The sequence below is a fragment of the Psychroserpens sp. genome, from assembly GCF_047633235.1.
Taxonomy (GTDB): Bacteria; Bacteroidota; Bacteroidia; order Flavobacteriales; family Flavobacteriaceae; genus Psychroserpens.
Window position 1 is genome coordinate 1 of sequence record NZ_JBLIET010000051.1, and the last position, 16614, is coordinate 16614.

Here is a 16614-nt window from a genome sequence, read left to right on the forward strand (position 1 = left end):
AGTGCAACTTCTGTGGACTCTTTAATTCAAGATATCAAGCGACTTAAAAAGGAATATCAATAAAAATCCACTACAATTTTTTTAGGCTGAATTTTTCCTTTATTTTTGCTTACTTAAAATCAATCTAAATAAGCTTGAGGGTCACATTAGCAGATATAAAACGAGGTCAACAAGGTATAATTACCGATGTTTCGTCCATTCATATTCCACTTAAACTCCTAGAAATGGGTTGTTTGCCTGGGAATTCAGTGGAGCTTGTACAAGTCGCACCATTTGCAGATCCAATGTATCTCAATATTAATGGGACACATTTAGCTATTAGAAAAGAAACTGCAATTCACATTTTAATCGATATTTTTAATGAGTAAACAAATCAATGTTGCGCTTATTGGAAATCCAAATACAGGAAAAACTTCTGTCTTTAATTCACTTACGGGCTTAAATCAAAAAGTAGGTAACTATCCTGGGATTACGGTTGAGAAAAAAGAAGGTATCTGTAAACTTCCAAGAGGAGTTAAAGCACATATTATTGATTTACCAGGAACTTATAGTTTAAATGCCTCTTCGCTTGATGAAAATGTGGTGATTGAGTTACTTCTCAATAAGAATGACAAGGATTTTCCTGATGTTGCAGTGGTCGTTAGTGATGTTGAAAATTTAAAAAGAAATCTTCTTCTTTATACTCAAATTAAGGATTTACAAATCCCTACAATTTTAGCTATAAATATGTCTGATAGGATGGTCTATAAGGGCATTCATTTAGATATTCCTTATTTGGAACAAGAATTGCAAACTAAAATTGCACTTATAAGCACTAGGAAAAACAAAGGTATAAACGAACTTAAAGAGCTTATTACTAATTTTAAAGAGCTGTCAATTACGCCTTGTTTAAGTGCTTCAGAAATTGATATTGAGTATTTCAGTAAGTTAAGAAAGGCATTCCCCAATCAGTTATTATATAAATTATGGTTGGTCATTACTCAGGATGTGAACTTCGGAAAAGTTGATAGAAAAGAAATTGATGCGATCAATAGTTTCAAAACTATGGGTAAATCAGATCTTAAGCGCTTACAGCAAAAAGAGACTATAAAACGCTATCAGTTTATTAATAATACGCTTAAAAAAGGCCAGACTATTGATCTTAAAACAGCGAAAGATCTTAGAATCAAATTGGATAGGATTCTTACACATAAAGTTTGGGGATATCTTATCTTTTTTGTGATTCTATTGACTATTTTCCAAGCCATATATGAGTGGGCTCAAGTGCCTATGGAGCTTATTGATGGTGCCTTTGCTTTTTTAAGTGAATGGACTAAAAACATCATGCCTGAAGGTGTCTTTACTAATTTAATTACCGAAGGTATTATTCCTGGGCTAGGAGGTATAGTGATATTTATTCCGCAGATAGCCTTTTTATTTTTATTCATTGCAGTTTTAGAAGAAAGTGGTTATATGAGTCGGGTTGTTTTTTTGATGGATCGTGTCATGAGACGTTTTGGGTTGAGTGGTAAAAGTGTGGTTCCACTAATATCAGGGACAGCATGTGCGATACCAGCGATTATGGCAACTCGTAATATTGAAAGCTGGAAAGAACGTTTGATTACTATCCTAGTGACACCGTTTACAACCTGTTCGGCACGTTTACCAGTCTATCTAATTATTATCGAACTGGTCATTCCTGAGGGTCGTTTTTTAGGATTAGGATACCAACCATTAACATTAATGTTACTCTATCTTATTGGTTTTGGAACCGCAATCATTTCTGCTTGGATCTTAAATAAGATTCTAAAAATGAAGAGTAAAACTTTTTTCGTAGTAGAAATGCCAAACTATAAGCTGCCTTTATTTAAAAATGTAGCATTAACAGTTTTAGAGAAGACAAAGTCATTTGTATTTGGAGCAGGTAAAATCATTTTAGCAATATCAATTGTACTTTGGTTTTTAGCATCTTATGGAGCTGGAGACAGTTTCAATAATGCAGAAGAAATTGTTACTACTGAATTTGCTTCGGAAAATTTACCTTCTGATGAATTGCAACAAAAAATATCATCTCATAAGCTGGAACATTCTTTTATTGGTATTGCAGGACAAGCTATTGAGCCTGCCATTAGGCCATTAGGATATGATTGGAAAATAGGAATCGCAATTGTAAGCTCATTCGCAGCAAGAGAAGTCTTTGTTGGAACATTAGCAACTATATATAGTGTAGAAAATGATGATGTAGATACGATTACTAATAGGATGGCTAAAGATACAAATCAAACAACAGGAGGTAAACTATTTACGCTTGCCTCAGGAATTTCGTTGTTATTATTCTATGCCTTTGCCATGCAATGTATGAGTACATTGGCAGTAGTAAAGCGAGAGACTAACACTTGGAAATGGCCAATATTACAGCTAGTGATTATGAGTGCATTTGCTTATATTGTAGCTTTGATTGCCTATCAATTCTTAAAGTAAATTATTCTTGAAACTTGATAAGCTTGTTTCAGTGCACTATAAATCTCATGAAATGAAACTAAAATGTTTTCGACTAATCACATATAAAAGTTTCATTCTAATATAAATTTAAATAAGTTGAATATCGTAATACAAAACATATTAGTTTTTACCTCGCTAGCTATGGCGATATGGTTTTTGTTGCATAAGTTTGGTGTGCTTCCAAAGAAAAAGACAGCGAGCAGTAAGGCTTGTGGCCAAGACGATTGCGGTTGTCATTAATTTTACAATCTTAGTTACTGGGTTATAGGCGCAATCTTTTTATTATTCATGTTGTGTTCATCAATGGGTTATAATATCTTTAAATATAAGTTTTTAGCGACGTTTTGTGATACAACCAGCTCTGTAGTGTTCAGTTTAATTTTGACAGAGTTGTCAAATAGCTCTTTATGTATAATTTCTATCGTGGTTCCCAAACCTATAGAATTACTATCTAAGTATTGAAGAAAATTAGTAGAGCTATCTTCCACACCAATACATTTATATACCATTCCAACGGTAGCATGTGATAATGCTGTTTTCTCTATTTTATTAAATTTACCGTCCTTATCTGGTATTGGATCACCATGAGGGTCATGTGTAGGAAATTCTAAAAAAGCATCCAATTCATTGACTAGTTTTTCAGATTTGATGTGTTCTAAGTGCTCAGCGACTTCATGTACTTCATCCCAAGTAAAATTTAGTTTTTCTACTAAGAACACTTCCCAAAGTCTGTGTTTTCTAACAATATTGACGGCTACATTAATTCCACTCTTTTTCAACTTAACACCTTGGTATTTTTTATAGTTTAGATAGTCTTTGTCTGCTAGTTTTTTTACCATATCTGTAACAGATGATGCTTTCGTATTTAAAGCATCGGCAATGGCATTTGTGTTAACGATGTCCTTACCATAGTTTCCAAGATGGTAAATGGCTTTGATATAATTTTCTTCGGTAAGTGTGATCATGATTCATTTTTGAATACCAAATATACATATATTAAAATTTTAAAATAATTTTTAGACTTGTCTAAAAATTATTTTATCTTTGCGTAAAAATTATTATTTTATAAATCTAAAAATTAAAGTGATGAGATGTATAACTTATATCTTTGTCTTACTAGTCTCAATAGTTTCAGGACAGGAAACCATGATTACAATTTCTGGTCAAGTAACTTCAGAGCGCGAGCCAATTCCTTTTGCAAGTGTATATGTGAAGGGAGGTACAGTTGGTGTGAGTGCTGACGAGAATGGAAAGTATGAAATGACAGTAAACAGCAAGGTCACTAAGATAATTGCGACTTCACAAGGCTATCGTACATTAACAAAAAGTGTAACACTTATTGCTGATACCATCTCTGTTGTTGATTTTGAATTGGTTGAGGATGCTCTTGGTCTTAATCAAATTGTAGTAAGTGCAACTAGGAATCGTATTAGTAAAAAAGAAGCTCCCGTAATTGTAAAGGTGTTAAGTCCTAAATTGTTTAATGCAACACAGTCTTTATCATTGGCAGATGGACTTAACTATCAGCCAGGAGTTCGCGTGGAAACTAATTGTCAAAATTGTGGTTTCACACAAGTTCGTATGAATGGCTTAAAGGGGCAATACACTCAAATACTAGTAAATAGTCGTCCTGTGTTTAGTGCTTTAAATAGTGTTTATGGTTTAGAGCAAATCCCTGTGAGTATTATTGATAGGGTTGAGGTGGTGAGAAGTGGAGGTTCTGCCTTGTTTGGCTCCAATGCAATTGCAGGAACCATTAATGTGATTACTAAAGAACCCGTAAATAACAGCTGGGAAGTGACCTCTAGTTTAGGATTGATTGATGGCACTACTGCAGATCGTAACCTCAACGTTAATGCTTCTGTGGTGAGTGAAGATTTAACTAGCGGAATTACAGTTTACGGTATTTTTAGAGATAGGGATGCGTTTGATGCCAATGATGATGGCTTTACAGAAACAACTACTCTCAACAATAATTCATTAGGTGCCAAAGCATTTCTGAGACCTAATGATAATAGTAGAATTGGTTTTGATTTTACAGGGATTCGGGAATATCGTCGTGGTGGTGATAAGTTGGATTTAGCACCACAGTTTACTGATATTACAGAAGAATTAGACCATAGTACCATTTTTTCAGGTCTAGATTATGAGACCTTCAATGATGATAGAACAAAAACCTTAAGTGTTTACGCATCTGTACAACATACAAATCGCGATAGTTATTATGGTGGTTTAGGTGGTGGTAGAGCAACTGCAGACTCAATTATAGCTAATAATGCTTTTGGTAAAACTAAAGATTTGGCATTTGTTACTGGTGCAAAATATAGTCATATTTTTAAAAATAATGATGTGCTTACTACAGGTGTGGAGCATCAACTTAACGATACAGATGATGCGATTACTGGCTATAATCGTTTGGTAGATCAAAAAGTGAATAGTACTGGGCTTTACGGTCAGTATGAATGGAAGCCAACTGATAGATTTTCGGCACTTATAGGAGCGCGTTTAGACCATGTCAATGTTGATGGTTTTTACACCATTCAGGACATAGCTAGAACTTCAGACGTTTCTGAAACAGTTTTGAGTCCGCGTTTAACTCTGCTTTACAATATTACAGATGAACTTCAATTTAGAGGCGGCTACGCCAGAGGGTTTAGAGCACCACAGGCATTTAATGAAGATCTTCATATTTCTTCGGTTGGAGGAGAACAACGTTTTGTGATCTTATCAGAAAATTTAGAAAGTGAATTCTCCAATGCGTTTACCGCATCATTTGATTACTCAAAAGATTTTAATAAAATGCAAACTAATCTTTTGGTTGAAGGATTTTATACCACCTTAACAAATCCATTTACTATTGTGAGTACAGGAAACTCATTACCAAATGGATCTATTCTAGAAGAATCAAGAAATGGCTCTGGTGCCTATGTTGCTGGTACCAATATAGAGTTGAGTATATCTCCTAGTTCAGATTTGTTTTTTCAAGTAGGAGGAACAATCCAACGCGCTATTTATAAAGAAGATCAACTACTTTTTGAAGCAGATGGATCAGTTCCTGGAGAACAAGACGTCGTTTTAAGTGAGTTTGTACGTGCACCCAATGTGTATGGTTTTCTAAATACAAACTGGCAAATTAGTGAGGCTTTTAAATTAGACGTTACAGGAAGTTATACAGGCGCAATGATTGTTCCTCGTGTAGTATCAGAGTCTGGCTTTATTGATTTAGTAGATTCAGAGGTGTTTTTTGACATGACTACCAAAATAACCTATCATTTTGATCTTAAAGATACATTTCATGTAGAGCTAAGTGGAGGAATACAGAATCTTTTTAATAGCTATCAAAATGATTTTGATCGCGGTTCAACTAGAGATTCAGATTTTGTTTATGGACCAAACAGACCTCGAACATTTTTTATGGGACTTAAATTTGGTGATTTTTAAAATACGCTTGCTATGAAACATATCTTTTTATCTCTAGTATTTAGCTGTTTTGTAATGGTTTCCTATTCACAAAGTGATAAAGCGATTGAATGGAAAACATGGGCACAACTAGAACATGCTTTAAATGAGCAGCCAAAACCTGTTCTTATTTATTTTCACGCAGACTGGTGTGCCTATTGTAAAAAATTAGATCGAGAGGTGTTTACAAATACCGAAGTTGTAGAAAGGATAAATCGCGATTATTACGCGGTAGAAATGGATGTAGAAAGTTTAGATACTATCGTTTTTGACGGTATGACGTTTGTAAATACCCAAGCAAAAACAAAACGTAATGCTGTCCATGAACTACCTTTATTATTGGCGTCTCGAAAACATGAAGCATTTTCGCTTCCTGTGACCTTATTTTTTGATATCAATTTTGTTGTGCGAGATCGTACTTATTATTATTACACAGCTAAACAACTTTTAAAGGCACTGTAAAAACAGTTAAATCAGTAAGTTAACTTGATCTTCAAGCCACTCAGATAGTGAATTACATAACCGAAACCAGAGATGTGTTTTAATTTTTAGTACCTTCGCAAATAAAATTTAGAGTAATGAAAAAACGAATAGTTTTAATACTAATTATTGCAAGCTTTAGCTGCGAAAATGAAACTAAATCTAACGGGAAATTAAATATCGTCACCACAACATCAATGATTACTGATTTGGTGAAAAATATTGGTGGAGACTATGTGAATCTTCAAGGCTTAATGGGTAGTGGAGTAGATCCTCATCTATACAAAGCGAGTGAAGGAGATGTAACTAAATTGGTAGAAGCTAATGTGATTTTTTATAACGGTTTACATCTTGAAGGGAAATTGGTTGATGTTTTTGAGAAAATGGGAAACGCTACTAAAACACCCATTGCTTTGGGTGAGGAACTCAATAAAAGTACGTTGATTGGTTCAGACTATTTTGCATCCAATTACGATCCGCATGTGTGGTTTGATATCGCATATTTTAAGCAATTTGCTTCAAAAGTAGCTCAAGTACTTTCAGAAAATGATCCCGCTAATGCTGAAAATTATAAATCCAATGCTGAAACTTATTTAAATGAACTAGAGGCGCTTCAATCTAAAATTAAAGCTACTATTGAGACCCTTCCGAAGGAAAAGAGAATATTAGTTACGGCACATGATGCTTTTAATTACTTCGGAAAAGCTTATGACTTTGAAGTTGTTGGCTTACAAGGGTTCTCTACCGCTACAGAAGCTGGTGTTCAAGATGTGCAGAAGCTTTCAGCATTTATTATCGAAAGAAACATCAAGGCAATTTTTGTAGAGAGTTCTGTGCCTAAGAGAACTATTGAAGCCTTACAAGCAGCCGTAAAGTCTAAAGGACATGACGTGGAAATTGGAGGTACACTATATTCTGATGCTTTAGGAAATGCGGGAACTGCCGAAGGCACTTATATTGGAATGTTTGAGTATAATGTGAATACTATCGTTGGAGCTTTAAAATAGTTAGTATAGTAATCCATAAAACAATTATAATGAAACTGTGCTGTCATCTTGAACTTGATTATTTATAAAAATAAATTTGAAATTAAGGTGTTTATGAATCTTCGATTTCAGGATGATAAAAAAATAAGATATGACTAAAATAGCAGTGCAAGTAGACGATTTAACCGTAGCCTACAACTATAAACCGGTACTTTGGGATATTGATTTAGAAATCCCTGAAGGTGTATTGATGGCTATTGTTGGACCAAATGGTGCAGGAAAATCAACACTCATTAAATCTATTTTAGGGATTCTAAAACCCATTGCAGGAAGTGTTACCATTTATGGAAAACCTTATAAAAAACAGCGCTCATTGGTTGCTTATGTCCCGCAGAAGGGAAGTGTAGATTGGGATTTTCCAACGACAGCTTTGGATGTTGTGATGATGGGGACTTACGGTAGTTTAGGTTGGATTAAACGTCCAAGGCAAAAGGAGAAAAAAGCATCACTTGAAGCCCTTGAGAAAGTGGGGATGTTAGCATTTAAAAGCCGACAAATAAGTCAGTTATCTGGAGGGCAACAACAGCGCATATTTTTAGCACGCGCTCTAGTTCAAGATGCCTCTATTTATTTTATGGATGAACCGTTTCAAGGTGTTGATGCTACTACAGAAATAGCGATTATTAATATTTTAAAAGAATTGAGAAAAGCAGGAAAAACAGTAGTTGTAGTACATCATGATTTACAAACTGTTCCTGAATATTTTGATTGGGTAACTTTTTTGAACGTCAAAAAGATAGCTACAGGTCCAGTTAAGGATATTTTTAATGATAATAATTTAACTAAAACTTACGGAATTAATTATAAAGTGAGCGTACAAGAATAATGGACATTCAAGAGTATTTTTCTTTAGTTTTTACCGACTATACCTTACGAACCATTACATTAGGAACTGCAATTCTTGGTGCAGTCACTGGAATGTTAGGTAGCTTCGCGGTACTTAGAAAGCAAAGTCTTTTAGGTGATGCTATCTCACATGCAGCATTGCCAGGAATAGCAATCTCATTTTTAATTACAGGTGCAAAAGATAGTAATACATTATTATTGGGCGCTTTAGTTAGTGGATTAATTGGGACATTCTGGATTAGAGGAATCATTACCAAAACGCATCTTAAATCTGATACAGCTCTTGGTTTAATTTTATCATTATTTTTTGGCTTTGGAATGCTTTTACTCACATTTATACAAAAGCAACCCAATGCTAATCAAGCAGGATTGGATAAATATTTATTTGGTCAAGCAGCAACTCTCGTTGAAAGTGATGTGCGGATGATGGCAATTGTTACAGGAATTTGCCTTTTTGTATTGCTCCTTTTTTGGAAAGAGTTTAAGATTTTACTCTTTGATAAAGAGTACGCCAAAACGCTTGGGTTTAATACAAAGGCCATAGATATTCTCATTACCAGTTTTATTGTTTTAGCAATTGTTTTAGGACTTCAAACTGTAGGAGTAGTACTTATGAGTGCAATGCTTTTAGCGCCTGCAGCAGCCGCACGACAATGGACAAATAGTTTAGCAACAATGGTGTTTTTAGCAGCAATTTTTGGAGCGTTTTCAGGTGTATTTGGTACCGCTATTAGTGCGAGTCAAAACAATTTATCCACAGGTCCAGTCATTGTATTGGTTGCGGCAGTATTTGTCTTATTTTCATTTATATTCTCACCAAGTCGAGGTTTGCTTTTTAAACAGATACGATTTATAAAAAACCGTCGAGATTTAGAATTGCACAAAACATTAGCATTTATGTATCATATTGCTGAGTCTCATGATAATATCTCACATCCACATGAAATTAAAATTTTGAATGGTTTTCAAGGTTATACGAAAGGGACTCTTAAAAAACTAGTTGAAAAAAATTACGTGACTTTAAAGGGGTCTACTTGGAGTTTGACTCATGAAGGTTTTAAATCTGCTTTGAATTTATATAATCAATTAACTAAAAACGATGAGTAACGCACAACTAGAAATACAACTTATTGCGAGTTTAGTAGCTATTGCTTGTGCGATTCCTGGAACTTTTTTAGTCCTTCGGAAAATGGCTATGATAAGTGATGCTATTAGTCATTCCATACTGCCAGGAGTTGTAGTAGGTTTCTTTATTACTCAAGATTTAAATTCACCATTACTGATATTATTGGCAGCTTTAACTGGTGTTATTACAGTGGTTTTGGTTGAGTATATACAGAAAACAGGACTCGTAAAAGAAGATACTGCTATTGGTCTCGTTTTTCCCGTATTGTTTAGTATTGGTGTCATTATGATTGCTAAAAATGCCAACGATGTACATTTAGATATTGATGCGGTATTATTGGGAGAATTGGCTTTTGCGCCTTTTGATCGCCTGCTCATTTCTGGGATTGATGTTGGCCCAAAATCGCTTTGGGTTATTGGTGTTATTTTATTAATCACAATTGCGTTATTGTTGGCGTTTTTTAAAGAATTGAAGCTAAGTACATTTGATAAAGGTTTAGCAGCTTCGCTAGGGTTTTCTCCAGTAATTTTGCATTATGGCTTAATGACCGTTTCCTCTATCACAACGGTGGGTTCTTTTGATGCTGTAGGTGCTATTTTAGTCGTGGCACTTATGATTGCACCGGCTGCAACGGCGTATTTATTAACCACAGATTTGAAGAAAATGTTAGTGCTTTCCATATTCTTTGGAGTCGTGAGTGCCATTTCGGGCTATTGGTTGGCACACTGGTTGGATGCTTCAATTTCGGGATCAATTACCACAATACTGGGACTCTTATTTTTGATCGTCTATTTATTCGCACCAAGCAAAGGGGTTATAGCAGTATTGTACAGAGAAAAACAACAGCGTATTGAGGTATCACTTCTCACATTTTTACTCCATTTAAAAAATCATGATGAAGACAATGAGCGTCATGTGAATCATTTAAATGAACATATTAATTGGCAAAAAGTAAGATCTAAAACAGTTTTGGATTTAGCTTTAAGAAATAATATGATTGTAATTGATAATAAAATTGTCTCACTAACTCCAAAAGGAGATGTGTTTACCACACAAGCCATCGATTATATTATCACTAATGAAGATACTCAGATTGAAGATATGAAGAATGATTTCTTTTTGTTTAGGGGTTGATTAGGTAGTGGTATTCTCCAAATATCTTATAACGTAAGTAGTGTTTTGTTTTGATGTTTACTGTATTTGTTTTCTTGTTAAAAGGATGATTTATTTTTGTATTAATTTATTTTCGAGAACATTATTTGGATGGAAAACAGTATTTTTAAAAAAATATAACCACAAAATGAAAAAAACAATTGTAATTCTAGTCATACTAATTTTTAGTCTTTCTCTTCAAAATTGTTCAAGCGTTCGAGTTTTAGATTCTTGGAAAAGCGATGAGATCTCAACTATTAAAGGAAATAATTTTTTAGTGGTCGCAAGAACAGATAACAATCAAGCAAGAGTTATTTTTGAGAATGAGATTGTGAGACAAATGGAGGCAAAAGGATATAAAGCTACAGCTAGTTTCTCGAAGTTTGGCAGTATGAAGCCAAGTCATCCAGAATCTGAACGTAGTCAGGAAAAATTAAAGGCCATATTAAAAGCCGAAGGGTTTGATGGTGTTGTACTTACTGTAATGAAAGATTATAAAGAGGAGACTAGAGTTCAAAGTGATGGAGGGTATTATGCTGGAGGAAATTACGATGGCTATTACCCAAGATATTATGGAGGGTTTTATGGCTACTATTATAATCCTGTATCTTTTCATTCAAAAGGTGTTTATGTGCCAGAAACAACAACTACGAGTACGTCAAGATTATATATATTAGAAACTACTGTCTATGATCTTAAAAAGTCTGTAGAAAATCAATTGGTAGCTGTGGTTACATCGCAATTAGATAATCCAACAGCTGCTACTACAGCTGCTGAGGAATATGTTAAAAAAATTACAGCGAGCTTAAAATAAGACTTGTTAATAGTGTTTATAAAAAAGGACAGTTGAAAATATTGTCCTTTTTTTTGATCTATAAATTTGCTATTTTTTAGTGATTTTACTCATTCTTAACTTCTTAAAAATATGATCTTAGTGTCATAAAGTTGAATGGATTTTTTTATAATTTTTTTAGATGTATCTCTTGAAGATTTAGTATGAAATCGAGCCATAGAATTATTAAAATCCAGTATATATTTAGAATCTATATCGTCTACTTCGGCAGAAAACATAATGATTTTTTGTATTGGGTCCAGGTGCATTTGGCGTAAGTATGAGATTTTTTTTAGACTTTTTCATTGCTTTGGAAATTATAAAACTCACAGGTGCCATCAGTGTTAAGGGTCGACCTGCGCAATAAACCGAAATATTTGGAGTCAGATTTTACTTCATTGACTCTTTAAATATCGTGAGTGGTTACAAGTAATAAAGTCAAAACTAATAGTGTCGATAAAAGACATTTCATTAAAATATTTTTTTTAAATTTTACAATAATAGTACCAAATTAGAAGTGAAAGGTTTGATTTTTATTACGACTATAGGTTTTTAAATGAACAGTATGGACATACTAAATTACATCACAGGACAAGGCGGACTAATGATCCTAGGCCTCATCGTAGTAGTGGCCTTTATGTATAGAAAACATAAAGAAAAGCGCTATTTTAAAGATATTGAAAGACGAATAAATGAAAGACATCGCAATCGTAAATGATTAAAATACACGTTCCTTTTGTAATTGCTCGTAGGCATTTTGCACTTGTCTGAATTTTTCTTCAGCACCTTTTTGATGTTCTTCTCCTAAGTGAATCACTTTATCTGGATGGTATTTTTTTGCCATCTTTCGGTAGGCCTTTTTAACGTCGCCATCTGTCGCTTCTTTAGTAATCTCTAAAATTTTATAGGCATTATCACTACTGTTGTAGAACATGGCTTTTATACTTTCGTAGTCGCGAGGACTAATCCCCAAGTAACCAGAAATCATATAAATTTGAGACACTTCATCATCAGTGACCATTCCATCTGCTCTTGCTATTCCGAAGAGAAAATGAAGTAATTGCAAACGTGACGCATGATCCATCATTTGACGTATCTGCAAACAGACTTTTCGTGTTGGGATATTTTGCTTACTTATATTTTTAAATAATTTGAAAGCCTGATTAGACCTGTCTTTACCATACATGCTTACAAACTGCTTACGCACAAAATCTAGTTCACTTTGCTCTTGTTTTCCGTCTGCTTTAATAACGACAGAGGCGAGAATTAAAAGACTCACTTCAAAATCTCCGGAAAGTGTTTGAAGTCTTTTGTGTGTTTGTCTTCTAAAGCTAGAAGAGTTTTGTCCTGCACCTCTTTGTTGCTTATTGCCGTCACCTAATAAAAAGCCTCCACCTTCTGTTGCGCCATCAATCAAACTTCCTACGGCAAGTCCAATAATAGCTCCTATTGGCCCACCAAAAGACCATCCTAAAGCACCTCCTACCCATTTTGCAAAACTCATAAATTATAACTTTTATTTAAATTCAAAGATACTATTTGTTAGTAGACTTATTTCGATTTTGTTACTTATCAACGCAATCTTTCTAAGGTTTTGGTAACTTTAATATATAACTCAATCGTTTTATGAAAAAGGACATCTGTTTATTACTACTAATAGTATTTACGTTAGCTTGTAACGACGACGTGTCGTCAAATAATGGGCCGACTCTAAAGGGTTAGTGGTCATTGAATAATGTTACAGGCGGTTTTGCAGGAATAGATGATGCTTATGAAAAGGATGTAATTATTTGGGGCTTTAATCCTTACGACCAAGAATTAACAGTAACAAACACCAATATTGAGCTTATCATCTATGATGGTTTTCCAACTGGCGTTTATGATTATCAAGTAGTCAACTTAACAGGTGACGCTGTAACACTAATGATAGATGACTTTAATTTTAGTCTTTCAGCACTAACCGATTCTAGTTTTGTGCTATAGGAAGGTGCTTTTGTAGAGGATGGATTTCAACTAACTTTTATGAGATAAATGTTCTTCTTCCTTCGGGAGAATTATACTATTGAAAACACGAATAGCGTCATTTAAACAGGTAACTATTGTCAATTATAATCCAGTAGTTTTTGCGTACCTTTGCAATTCAAATAATAATCTAAAAATTAAAACATATGTATCCAGCAGAATTAGTAAGACCTATGCGTGAGGATTTAACCAAAGTTGGTTTTAAAGAATTGCACACAGCAGAAGCTGTAGAGGCTGCTTTAGTAAAAGAGGGAACAACATTAGTTGTTGTAAACTCTGTTTGTGGTTGTGCAGCTGCCAATGCTCGTCCAGGAGCGAGAGAAAGTTTACAAAATGCAAAACGTCCAGATAACATTGTTACTGTGTTTGCAGGAGTTGATAAAGAAGCAGTGGATGCTGCTAGAGGACATATGGTGCCTTTTCCTCCAAGTTCACCATGTATGGCATTGTTTAAAGATGGTGAATTAGTGCACATGTTAGAGCGTCATCATATTGAAGGTCGTCCAGCAGAATTAATTGCAGAAAACCTTATGGATGCCTATAATGCGCACTGTTAATAGAGCATTACAAATAAAGTGAAAAATTTCTAATAGAAATAAAAACTTTGTCTAATTATAAAACCACGATTTTTAATCGTGGTTTTTTTGTGTATTACTTTGATTCGGCTAATTTTACCACATGAGAAAACTTCTTGCATATCCTTTAACGGTTTTATATTTAATGATTTTTGGTATGTGTTTACTGTTTTTTCACCCAATTCAAGTCTTTTGTAATACTGTTTTGGGGTATAAAGCCCATAAAAAAAGTGTAGATCTTTTACAATTATGTTTAGTACGTTGTTTACATGTGTTAGGTACTCGTGTTACCTGGGAGAACCCTTATAATCTTCCTACAGATAGACCTTTACTTGTTGTTTCTAATCATCAAAGCATGTATGATGTTTCGCCGATAATGTGGTATATGCGAAAACATCACATTAAGTTCGTTTCAAAAAAAGAACTAGGTAAAGGCATTCCAAGTGTATCCTATAATTTACGTCACGGAGGATCTATATTAATAGATCGTAAAAACCCAAGACAAGCTTTGCCTGTAATGATGAAGTTTGGAGAGTATCTAGAAAAGACAAATCGTGCCGGAGTTATTTTTCCAGAAGGGACTCGAAGTAAAGATGGCCACCCCAAACCTTTTAAAACTAAAGGCTTAGAAATACTCATGAAGAAAACACCTTCTGCGCTGATTATACCCGTAACAGTTAATAACTCTTGGAAAATGTTACGCTATGGTAAATTCCCTATGGGAATAGGAAATCATATAAAATTTACTGTTCATAAGCCTATAGAAATGGCTACCTTTACAGATAAGCAAGCGTTGTTGACTACTGTTGAAAAAACAATTACTGACGCTATTTATGTTAACTAATTATTAAACCGAATTGATATGTTATTGAAAAATAAGCGGTTGGAAGTGATGCAGCATCTAGAAAAAGATGTGGATCAACTTATCGAAAAATATCTCATTCCTGTAGAAACAATTTGGCAGCCTACAGATTTTTTGCCAAATCCTCAAGGTGATACGTTTTATGACGACGTACGGGAAATTCGTGAGCTTTCTAAAGAGTTACCATATGACTTCTGGGTCGTTTTAGTTGGTGATATGATTACCGAAGAAGCTTTACCCTCTTATGAATCTTGGTTAATGGATGTTGAAGGTGTAGATCAAGTAGGACGTAATAGTTGGGGGAAATGGGTGAGACATTGGACAAGCGAGGAAAATCGTCATGGTGATGTGCTAAACAAATACCTTTATCTCTCTGGTCGAGTTAATATGAAAGAGATAGAAAAAACCACACAATACTTAATTGCAGATGGTTTTGATATTGGTACAGATCGTGATCCCTATAAAAACTTTGTGTATACAAGTTTTCAAGAATTAGCAACTTATATTTCTCATAACCGCGTAGCTAAAATGGCAAAAGCGAAAGGGAATAAACAATTAGCGAAAATGTGTAAAATTATCTCTGGAGATGAGATGAGACATCATCATGCTTATTCAGAGTTTGTGGAGCGTATTTTCGAGGTAGATCCAAATCAAATGATGATGGCTTTTCATTATATGATGAAGCAAAAAATTGCAATGCCAGCACATTTCCTTAGAGAATCCGGTGATAAAATAGGGACAGCATTTGAAGAGTTTTCAAATACAGCGCAACGCATTGGTGTATATACATCTAGGGACTATATAGATATTTTACAAAAACTGATTATCCGTTGGGATATTGGAAATATTCAGGGCCTTAATGATGAAGCCGAAAAAGCTCGTGACTACTTAATGAAACTACCATCAAGAATGTTACGATTAGCCGACCGTATCACAATACCTGAAAATTCGTATCAATTTAAATGGGTTGAACCAGCGCACTTAAAATAATTTTTAATAAATATAGATTTAATTCCTTTCAGTTTCTGAAAGGAATTTTTTAATTTTAGGTTATGAATACTTCCGAAGAAATCATAGAAAAAACTAAAATTTTTGTACAAAAAGAACTTGAAAAAGCCGAAGGAGGTCACGACTGGTTCCACACTCTAAGGGTGTTTAACAACTGTTTACTCATCTCTAAAAATGAAAACGTAGATTCTTTAGTGGTGGCATTAGGAGCATTATTGCATGATATTGCAGATAGTAAATTTCATGCTGGTGATGATACTATAGGTCCTAAAGTTGCTCGTAAATTCTTGTTTGAAAATAATGTTGATTCCAAGGTTATAGAGCATGTGGTCAATATTATAAAACACATTTCTTTTAAGGGCGGAAATGAAGCACAAACTTTTTCTTCTGCGGAATTGAGTGTCGTACAAGATGCAGATCGATTAGATGCTATTGGTGCTATTGGGATTGCTAGGACATTTAATTATGGAGGCTTTAAAAACCGAAAAATATTTGATCCTTCTATAACCCCAAATCTAAAAATAACAAAGGCCGAATACAAAACATCTACGGCACCTACAATTAATCATTTCTATGAAAAATTATTACTTTTAAAAGATAGAATGAATACAAAGACAGGTGAAAAGATTGCACTAGAACGTCATAAATATATGGAGCAGTTTTTAGACCAGTTTTACGCAGAGTGGGATGGTTTTAAATAAAAGCTTTTTAAAACGCCATTCATT

The 16614-nt window shown here is 34.2% G+C and carries 17 protein-coding genes; 15 read left to right on the top strand and 2 right to left on the bottom strand.

Features of this window, described 5'->3' with window-relative positions; translation table 11 throughout:
* Positions 1 to 134 precede the first annotated feature (134 nt).
* Together ACJAZK_RS12925 and feoB are read left to right on the top strand one after the other, a co-directional pair.
* Positions 135 to 368, top strand: coding sequence for a FeoA family protein (locus ACJAZK_RS12925; protein ID WP_028870688.1), 234 nt, complete (start codon positions 135 to 137; stop codon positions 366 to 368).
* The gene (feoB, locus tag ACJAZK_RS12930; protein WP_415224367.1) at positions 361 to 2460 is read left to right on the top strand and encodes a ferrous iron transport protein B; all 2100 of its coding nucleotides are present in this window, start codon (positions 361 to 363) and stop codon (positions 2458 to 2460) included. The genes ACJAZK_RS12925 and feoB overlap by 8 nt, the downstream gene beginning before the upstream one ends.
* A 329-nt stretch (positions 2461 to 2789) precedes the next feature.
* On the opposite strand, the gene ACJAZK_RS12935 is transcribed toward feoB, so the two are convergent.
* The gene (locus tag ACJAZK_RS12935) at positions 2790 to 3446 is read right to left on the bottom strand and encodes a metal-dependent transcriptional regulator (protein WP_415224368.1); all 657 of its coding nucleotides are present in this window, start codon (positions 3444 to 3446) and stop codon (positions 2790 to 2792) included.
* 121 nt (positions 3447 to 3567) lie between these two features.
* Here ACJAZK_RS12935 and ACJAZK_RS12940 point away from each other — a divergent pair, with 121 nt between their 5' ends.
* From ACJAZK_RS12940 to ACJAZK_RS12975, 8 genes are all read left to right on the top strand, one after another.
* Complete coding sequence (locus tag ACJAZK_RS12940) at positions 3568 to 5922, top strand: TonB-dependent receptor (protein ID WP_415224369.1); 2355 nt, start codon at positions 3568 to 3570, stop codon at positions 5920 to 5922.
* 12 nt (positions 5923 to 5934) lie between these two features.
* The gene (locus ACJAZK_RS12945; protein ID WP_415224370.1) at positions 5935 to 6402 is read left to right on the top strand and encodes a thioredoxin family protein; all 468 of its coding nucleotides are present in this window, start codon (positions 5935 to 5937) and stop codon (positions 6400 to 6402) included.
* Positions 6403 to 6518: 116 nt separating this feature from the next.
* Positions 6519 to 7427 carry a metal ABC transporter solute-binding protein, Zn/Mn family gene (locus ACJAZK_RS12950; protein ID WP_415224371.1) on the top strand — a complete coding sequence of 303 codons (909 nt, stop codon included), beginning with the start codon at positions 6519 to 6521 and terminating at the stop codon, positions 7425 to 7427.
* Positions 7428 to 7557: 130 nt separating this feature from the next.
* Positions 7558 to 8292: a metal ABC transporter ATP-binding protein gene (locus tag ACJAZK_RS12955; RefSeq protein ID WP_415224372.1), complete on the top strand. Its 735-nt coding sequence runs from the start codon at positions 7558 to 7560 to the stop codon at positions 8290 to 8292.
* Positions 8292 to 9419 (top strand): metal ABC transporter permease, encoded by a 1128-nt coding sequence (locus ACJAZK_RS12960; protein ID WP_415224373.1) that lies wholly within the window; start codon positions 8292 to 8294, stop codon positions 9417 to 9419. Before ACJAZK_RS12955 ends, ACJAZK_RS12960 begins: the two co-directional genes overlap by 1 nt.
* Positions 9412 to 10572 (top strand): metal ABC transporter permease, encoded by a 1161-nt coding sequence (locus tag ACJAZK_RS12965; protein WP_415224374.1) that lies wholly within the window; start codon positions 9412 to 9414, stop codon positions 10570 to 10572. Before ACJAZK_RS12960 ends, ACJAZK_RS12965 begins: the two co-directional genes overlap by 8 nt.
* A gap of 166 nt (positions 10573 to 10738) precedes the next feature.
* Positions 10739 to 11404: a hypothetical protein gene (locus ACJAZK_RS12970; protein ID WP_415224375.1), complete on the top strand. Its 666-nt coding sequence runs from the start codon at positions 10739 to 10741 to the stop codon at positions 11402 to 11404.
* Positions 11405 to 11987: 583 nt separating this feature from the next.
* The gene (locus tag ACJAZK_RS12975) at positions 11988 to 12140 is read left to right on the top strand and encodes a hypothetical protein (protein ID WP_157588743.1); all 153 of its coding nucleotides are present in this window, start codon (positions 11988 to 11990) and stop codon (positions 12138 to 12140) included.
* Here the strand turns inward: ACJAZK_RS12975 and ACJAZK_RS12980 are convergent, their stop codons facing one another.
* Positions 12141 to 12926, bottom strand: a complete 786-nt coding sequence (locus ACJAZK_RS12980; RefSeq protein ID WP_415224376.1) for a TerB family tellurite resistance protein — start codon at positions 12924 to 12926, stop codon at positions 12141 to 12143.
* A 224-nt stretch (positions 12927 to 13150) separates the two neighbouring features.
* Here ACJAZK_RS12980 and ACJAZK_RS12985 point away from each other — a divergent pair, with 224 nt between their 5' ends.
* The 5 genes from ACJAZK_RS12985 to ACJAZK_RS13005 all read left to right on the top strand — a co-directional run bounded on the left by ACJAZK_RS12985 (position 13151) and on the right by ACJAZK_RS13005 (position 16590).
* On the top strand, positions 13151 to 13405 hold the full coding sequence (locus ACJAZK_RS12985; RefSeq protein WP_415224377.1) for a hypothetical protein: 255 nt from the start codon (positions 13151 to 13153) through the stop codon (positions 13403 to 13405).
* 185 nt (positions 13406 to 13590) lie between these two features.
* Entirely contained in the window at positions 13591 to 14001 is a 411-nt protein-coding gene (locus tag ACJAZK_RS12990) for a BrxA/BrxB family bacilliredoxin (protein WP_415224378.1), read from the top strand.
* 121 nt (positions 14002 to 14122) lie between these two features.
* Positions 14123 to 14863 (top strand): lysophospholipid acyltransferase family protein, encoded by a 741-nt coding sequence (locus tag ACJAZK_RS12995; protein WP_415224379.1) that lies wholly within the window; start codon positions 14123 to 14125, stop codon positions 14861 to 14863.
* Between the two features lie 18 nt (positions 14864 to 14881).
* Positions 14882 to 15871 carry an acyl-ACP desaturase gene (locus ACJAZK_RS13000; RefSeq protein ID WP_415224380.1) on the top strand — a complete coding sequence of 330 codons (990 nt, stop codon included), beginning with the start codon at positions 14882 to 14884 and terminating at the stop codon, positions 15869 to 15871.
* A gap of 62 nt (positions 15872 to 15933) precedes the next feature.
* The gene (locus ACJAZK_RS13005) at positions 15934 to 16590 is read left to right on the top strand and encodes an HD domain-containing protein (RefSeq protein WP_415224381.1); all 657 of its coding nucleotides are present in this window, start codon (positions 15934 to 15936) and stop codon (positions 16588 to 16590) included.
* Positions 16591 to 16614: the final 24 nt, after the last annotated feature.

Coding starts and splice junctions, on each gene's coding strand:
- ACJAZK_RS12935 (WP_415224368.1), bottom strand. CDS start 3,446: ATGATCACACTTACCGAAGAAAATTATATCAAAGCCATTTACCATCTT.
- ACJAZK_RS13005 (WP_415224381.1), top strand. CDS start 15,934: ATGAATACTTCCGAAGAAATCATAGAAAAAACTAAAATTTTTGTACAA.
- ACJAZK_RS12975 (WP_157588743.1), top strand. CDS start 11,988: ATGGACATACTAAATTACATCACAGGACAAGGCGGACTAATGATCCTA.
- ACJAZK_RS12970 (WP_415224375.1), top strand. CDS start 10,739: ATGAAAAAAACAATTGTAATTCTAGTCATACTAATTTTTAGTCTTTCT.
- ACJAZK_RS12940 (WP_415224369.1), top strand. CDS start 3,568: ATGAGATGTATAACTTATATCTTTGTCTTACTAGTCTCAATAGTTTCA.
- ACJAZK_RS12950 (WP_415224371.1), top strand. CDS start 6,519: ATGAAAAAACGAATAGTTTTAATACTAATTATTGCAAGCTTTAGCTGC.
- ACJAZK_RS12960 (WP_415224373.1), top strand. CDS start 8,292: ATGGACATTCAAGAGTATTTTTCTTTAGTTTTTACCGACTATACCTTA.
- ACJAZK_RS12995 (WP_415224379.1), top strand. CDS start 14,123: ATGAGAAAACTTCTTGCATATCCTTTAACGGTTTTATATTTAATGATT.
- ACJAZK_RS13000 (WP_415224380.1), top strand. CDS start 14,882: ATGTTATTGAAAAATAAGCGGTTGGAAGTGATGCAGCATCTAGAAAAA.
- ACJAZK_RS12980 (WP_415224376.1), bottom strand. CDS start 12,926: ATGAGTTTTGCAAAATGGGTAGGAGGTGCTTTAGGATGGTCTTTTGGT.
- ACJAZK_RS12965 (WP_415224374.1), top strand. CDS start 9,412: ATGAGTAACGCACAACTAGAAATACAACTTATTGCGAGTTTAGTAGCT.
- ACJAZK_RS12955 (WP_415224372.1), top strand. CDS start 7,558: ATGACTAAAATAGCAGTGCAAGTAGACGATTTAACCGTAGCCTACAAC.
- feoB (WP_415224367.1), top strand. CDS start 361: ATGAGTAAACAAATCAATGTTGCGCTTATTGGAAATCCAAATACAGGA.
- ACJAZK_RS12990 (WP_415224378.1), top strand. CDS start 13,591: ATGTATCCAGCAGAATTAGTAAGACCTATGCGTGAGGATTTAACCAAA.
- ACJAZK_RS12945 (WP_415224370.1), top strand. CDS start 5,935: ATGAAACATATCTTTTTATCTCTAGTATTTAGCTGTTTTGTAATGGTT.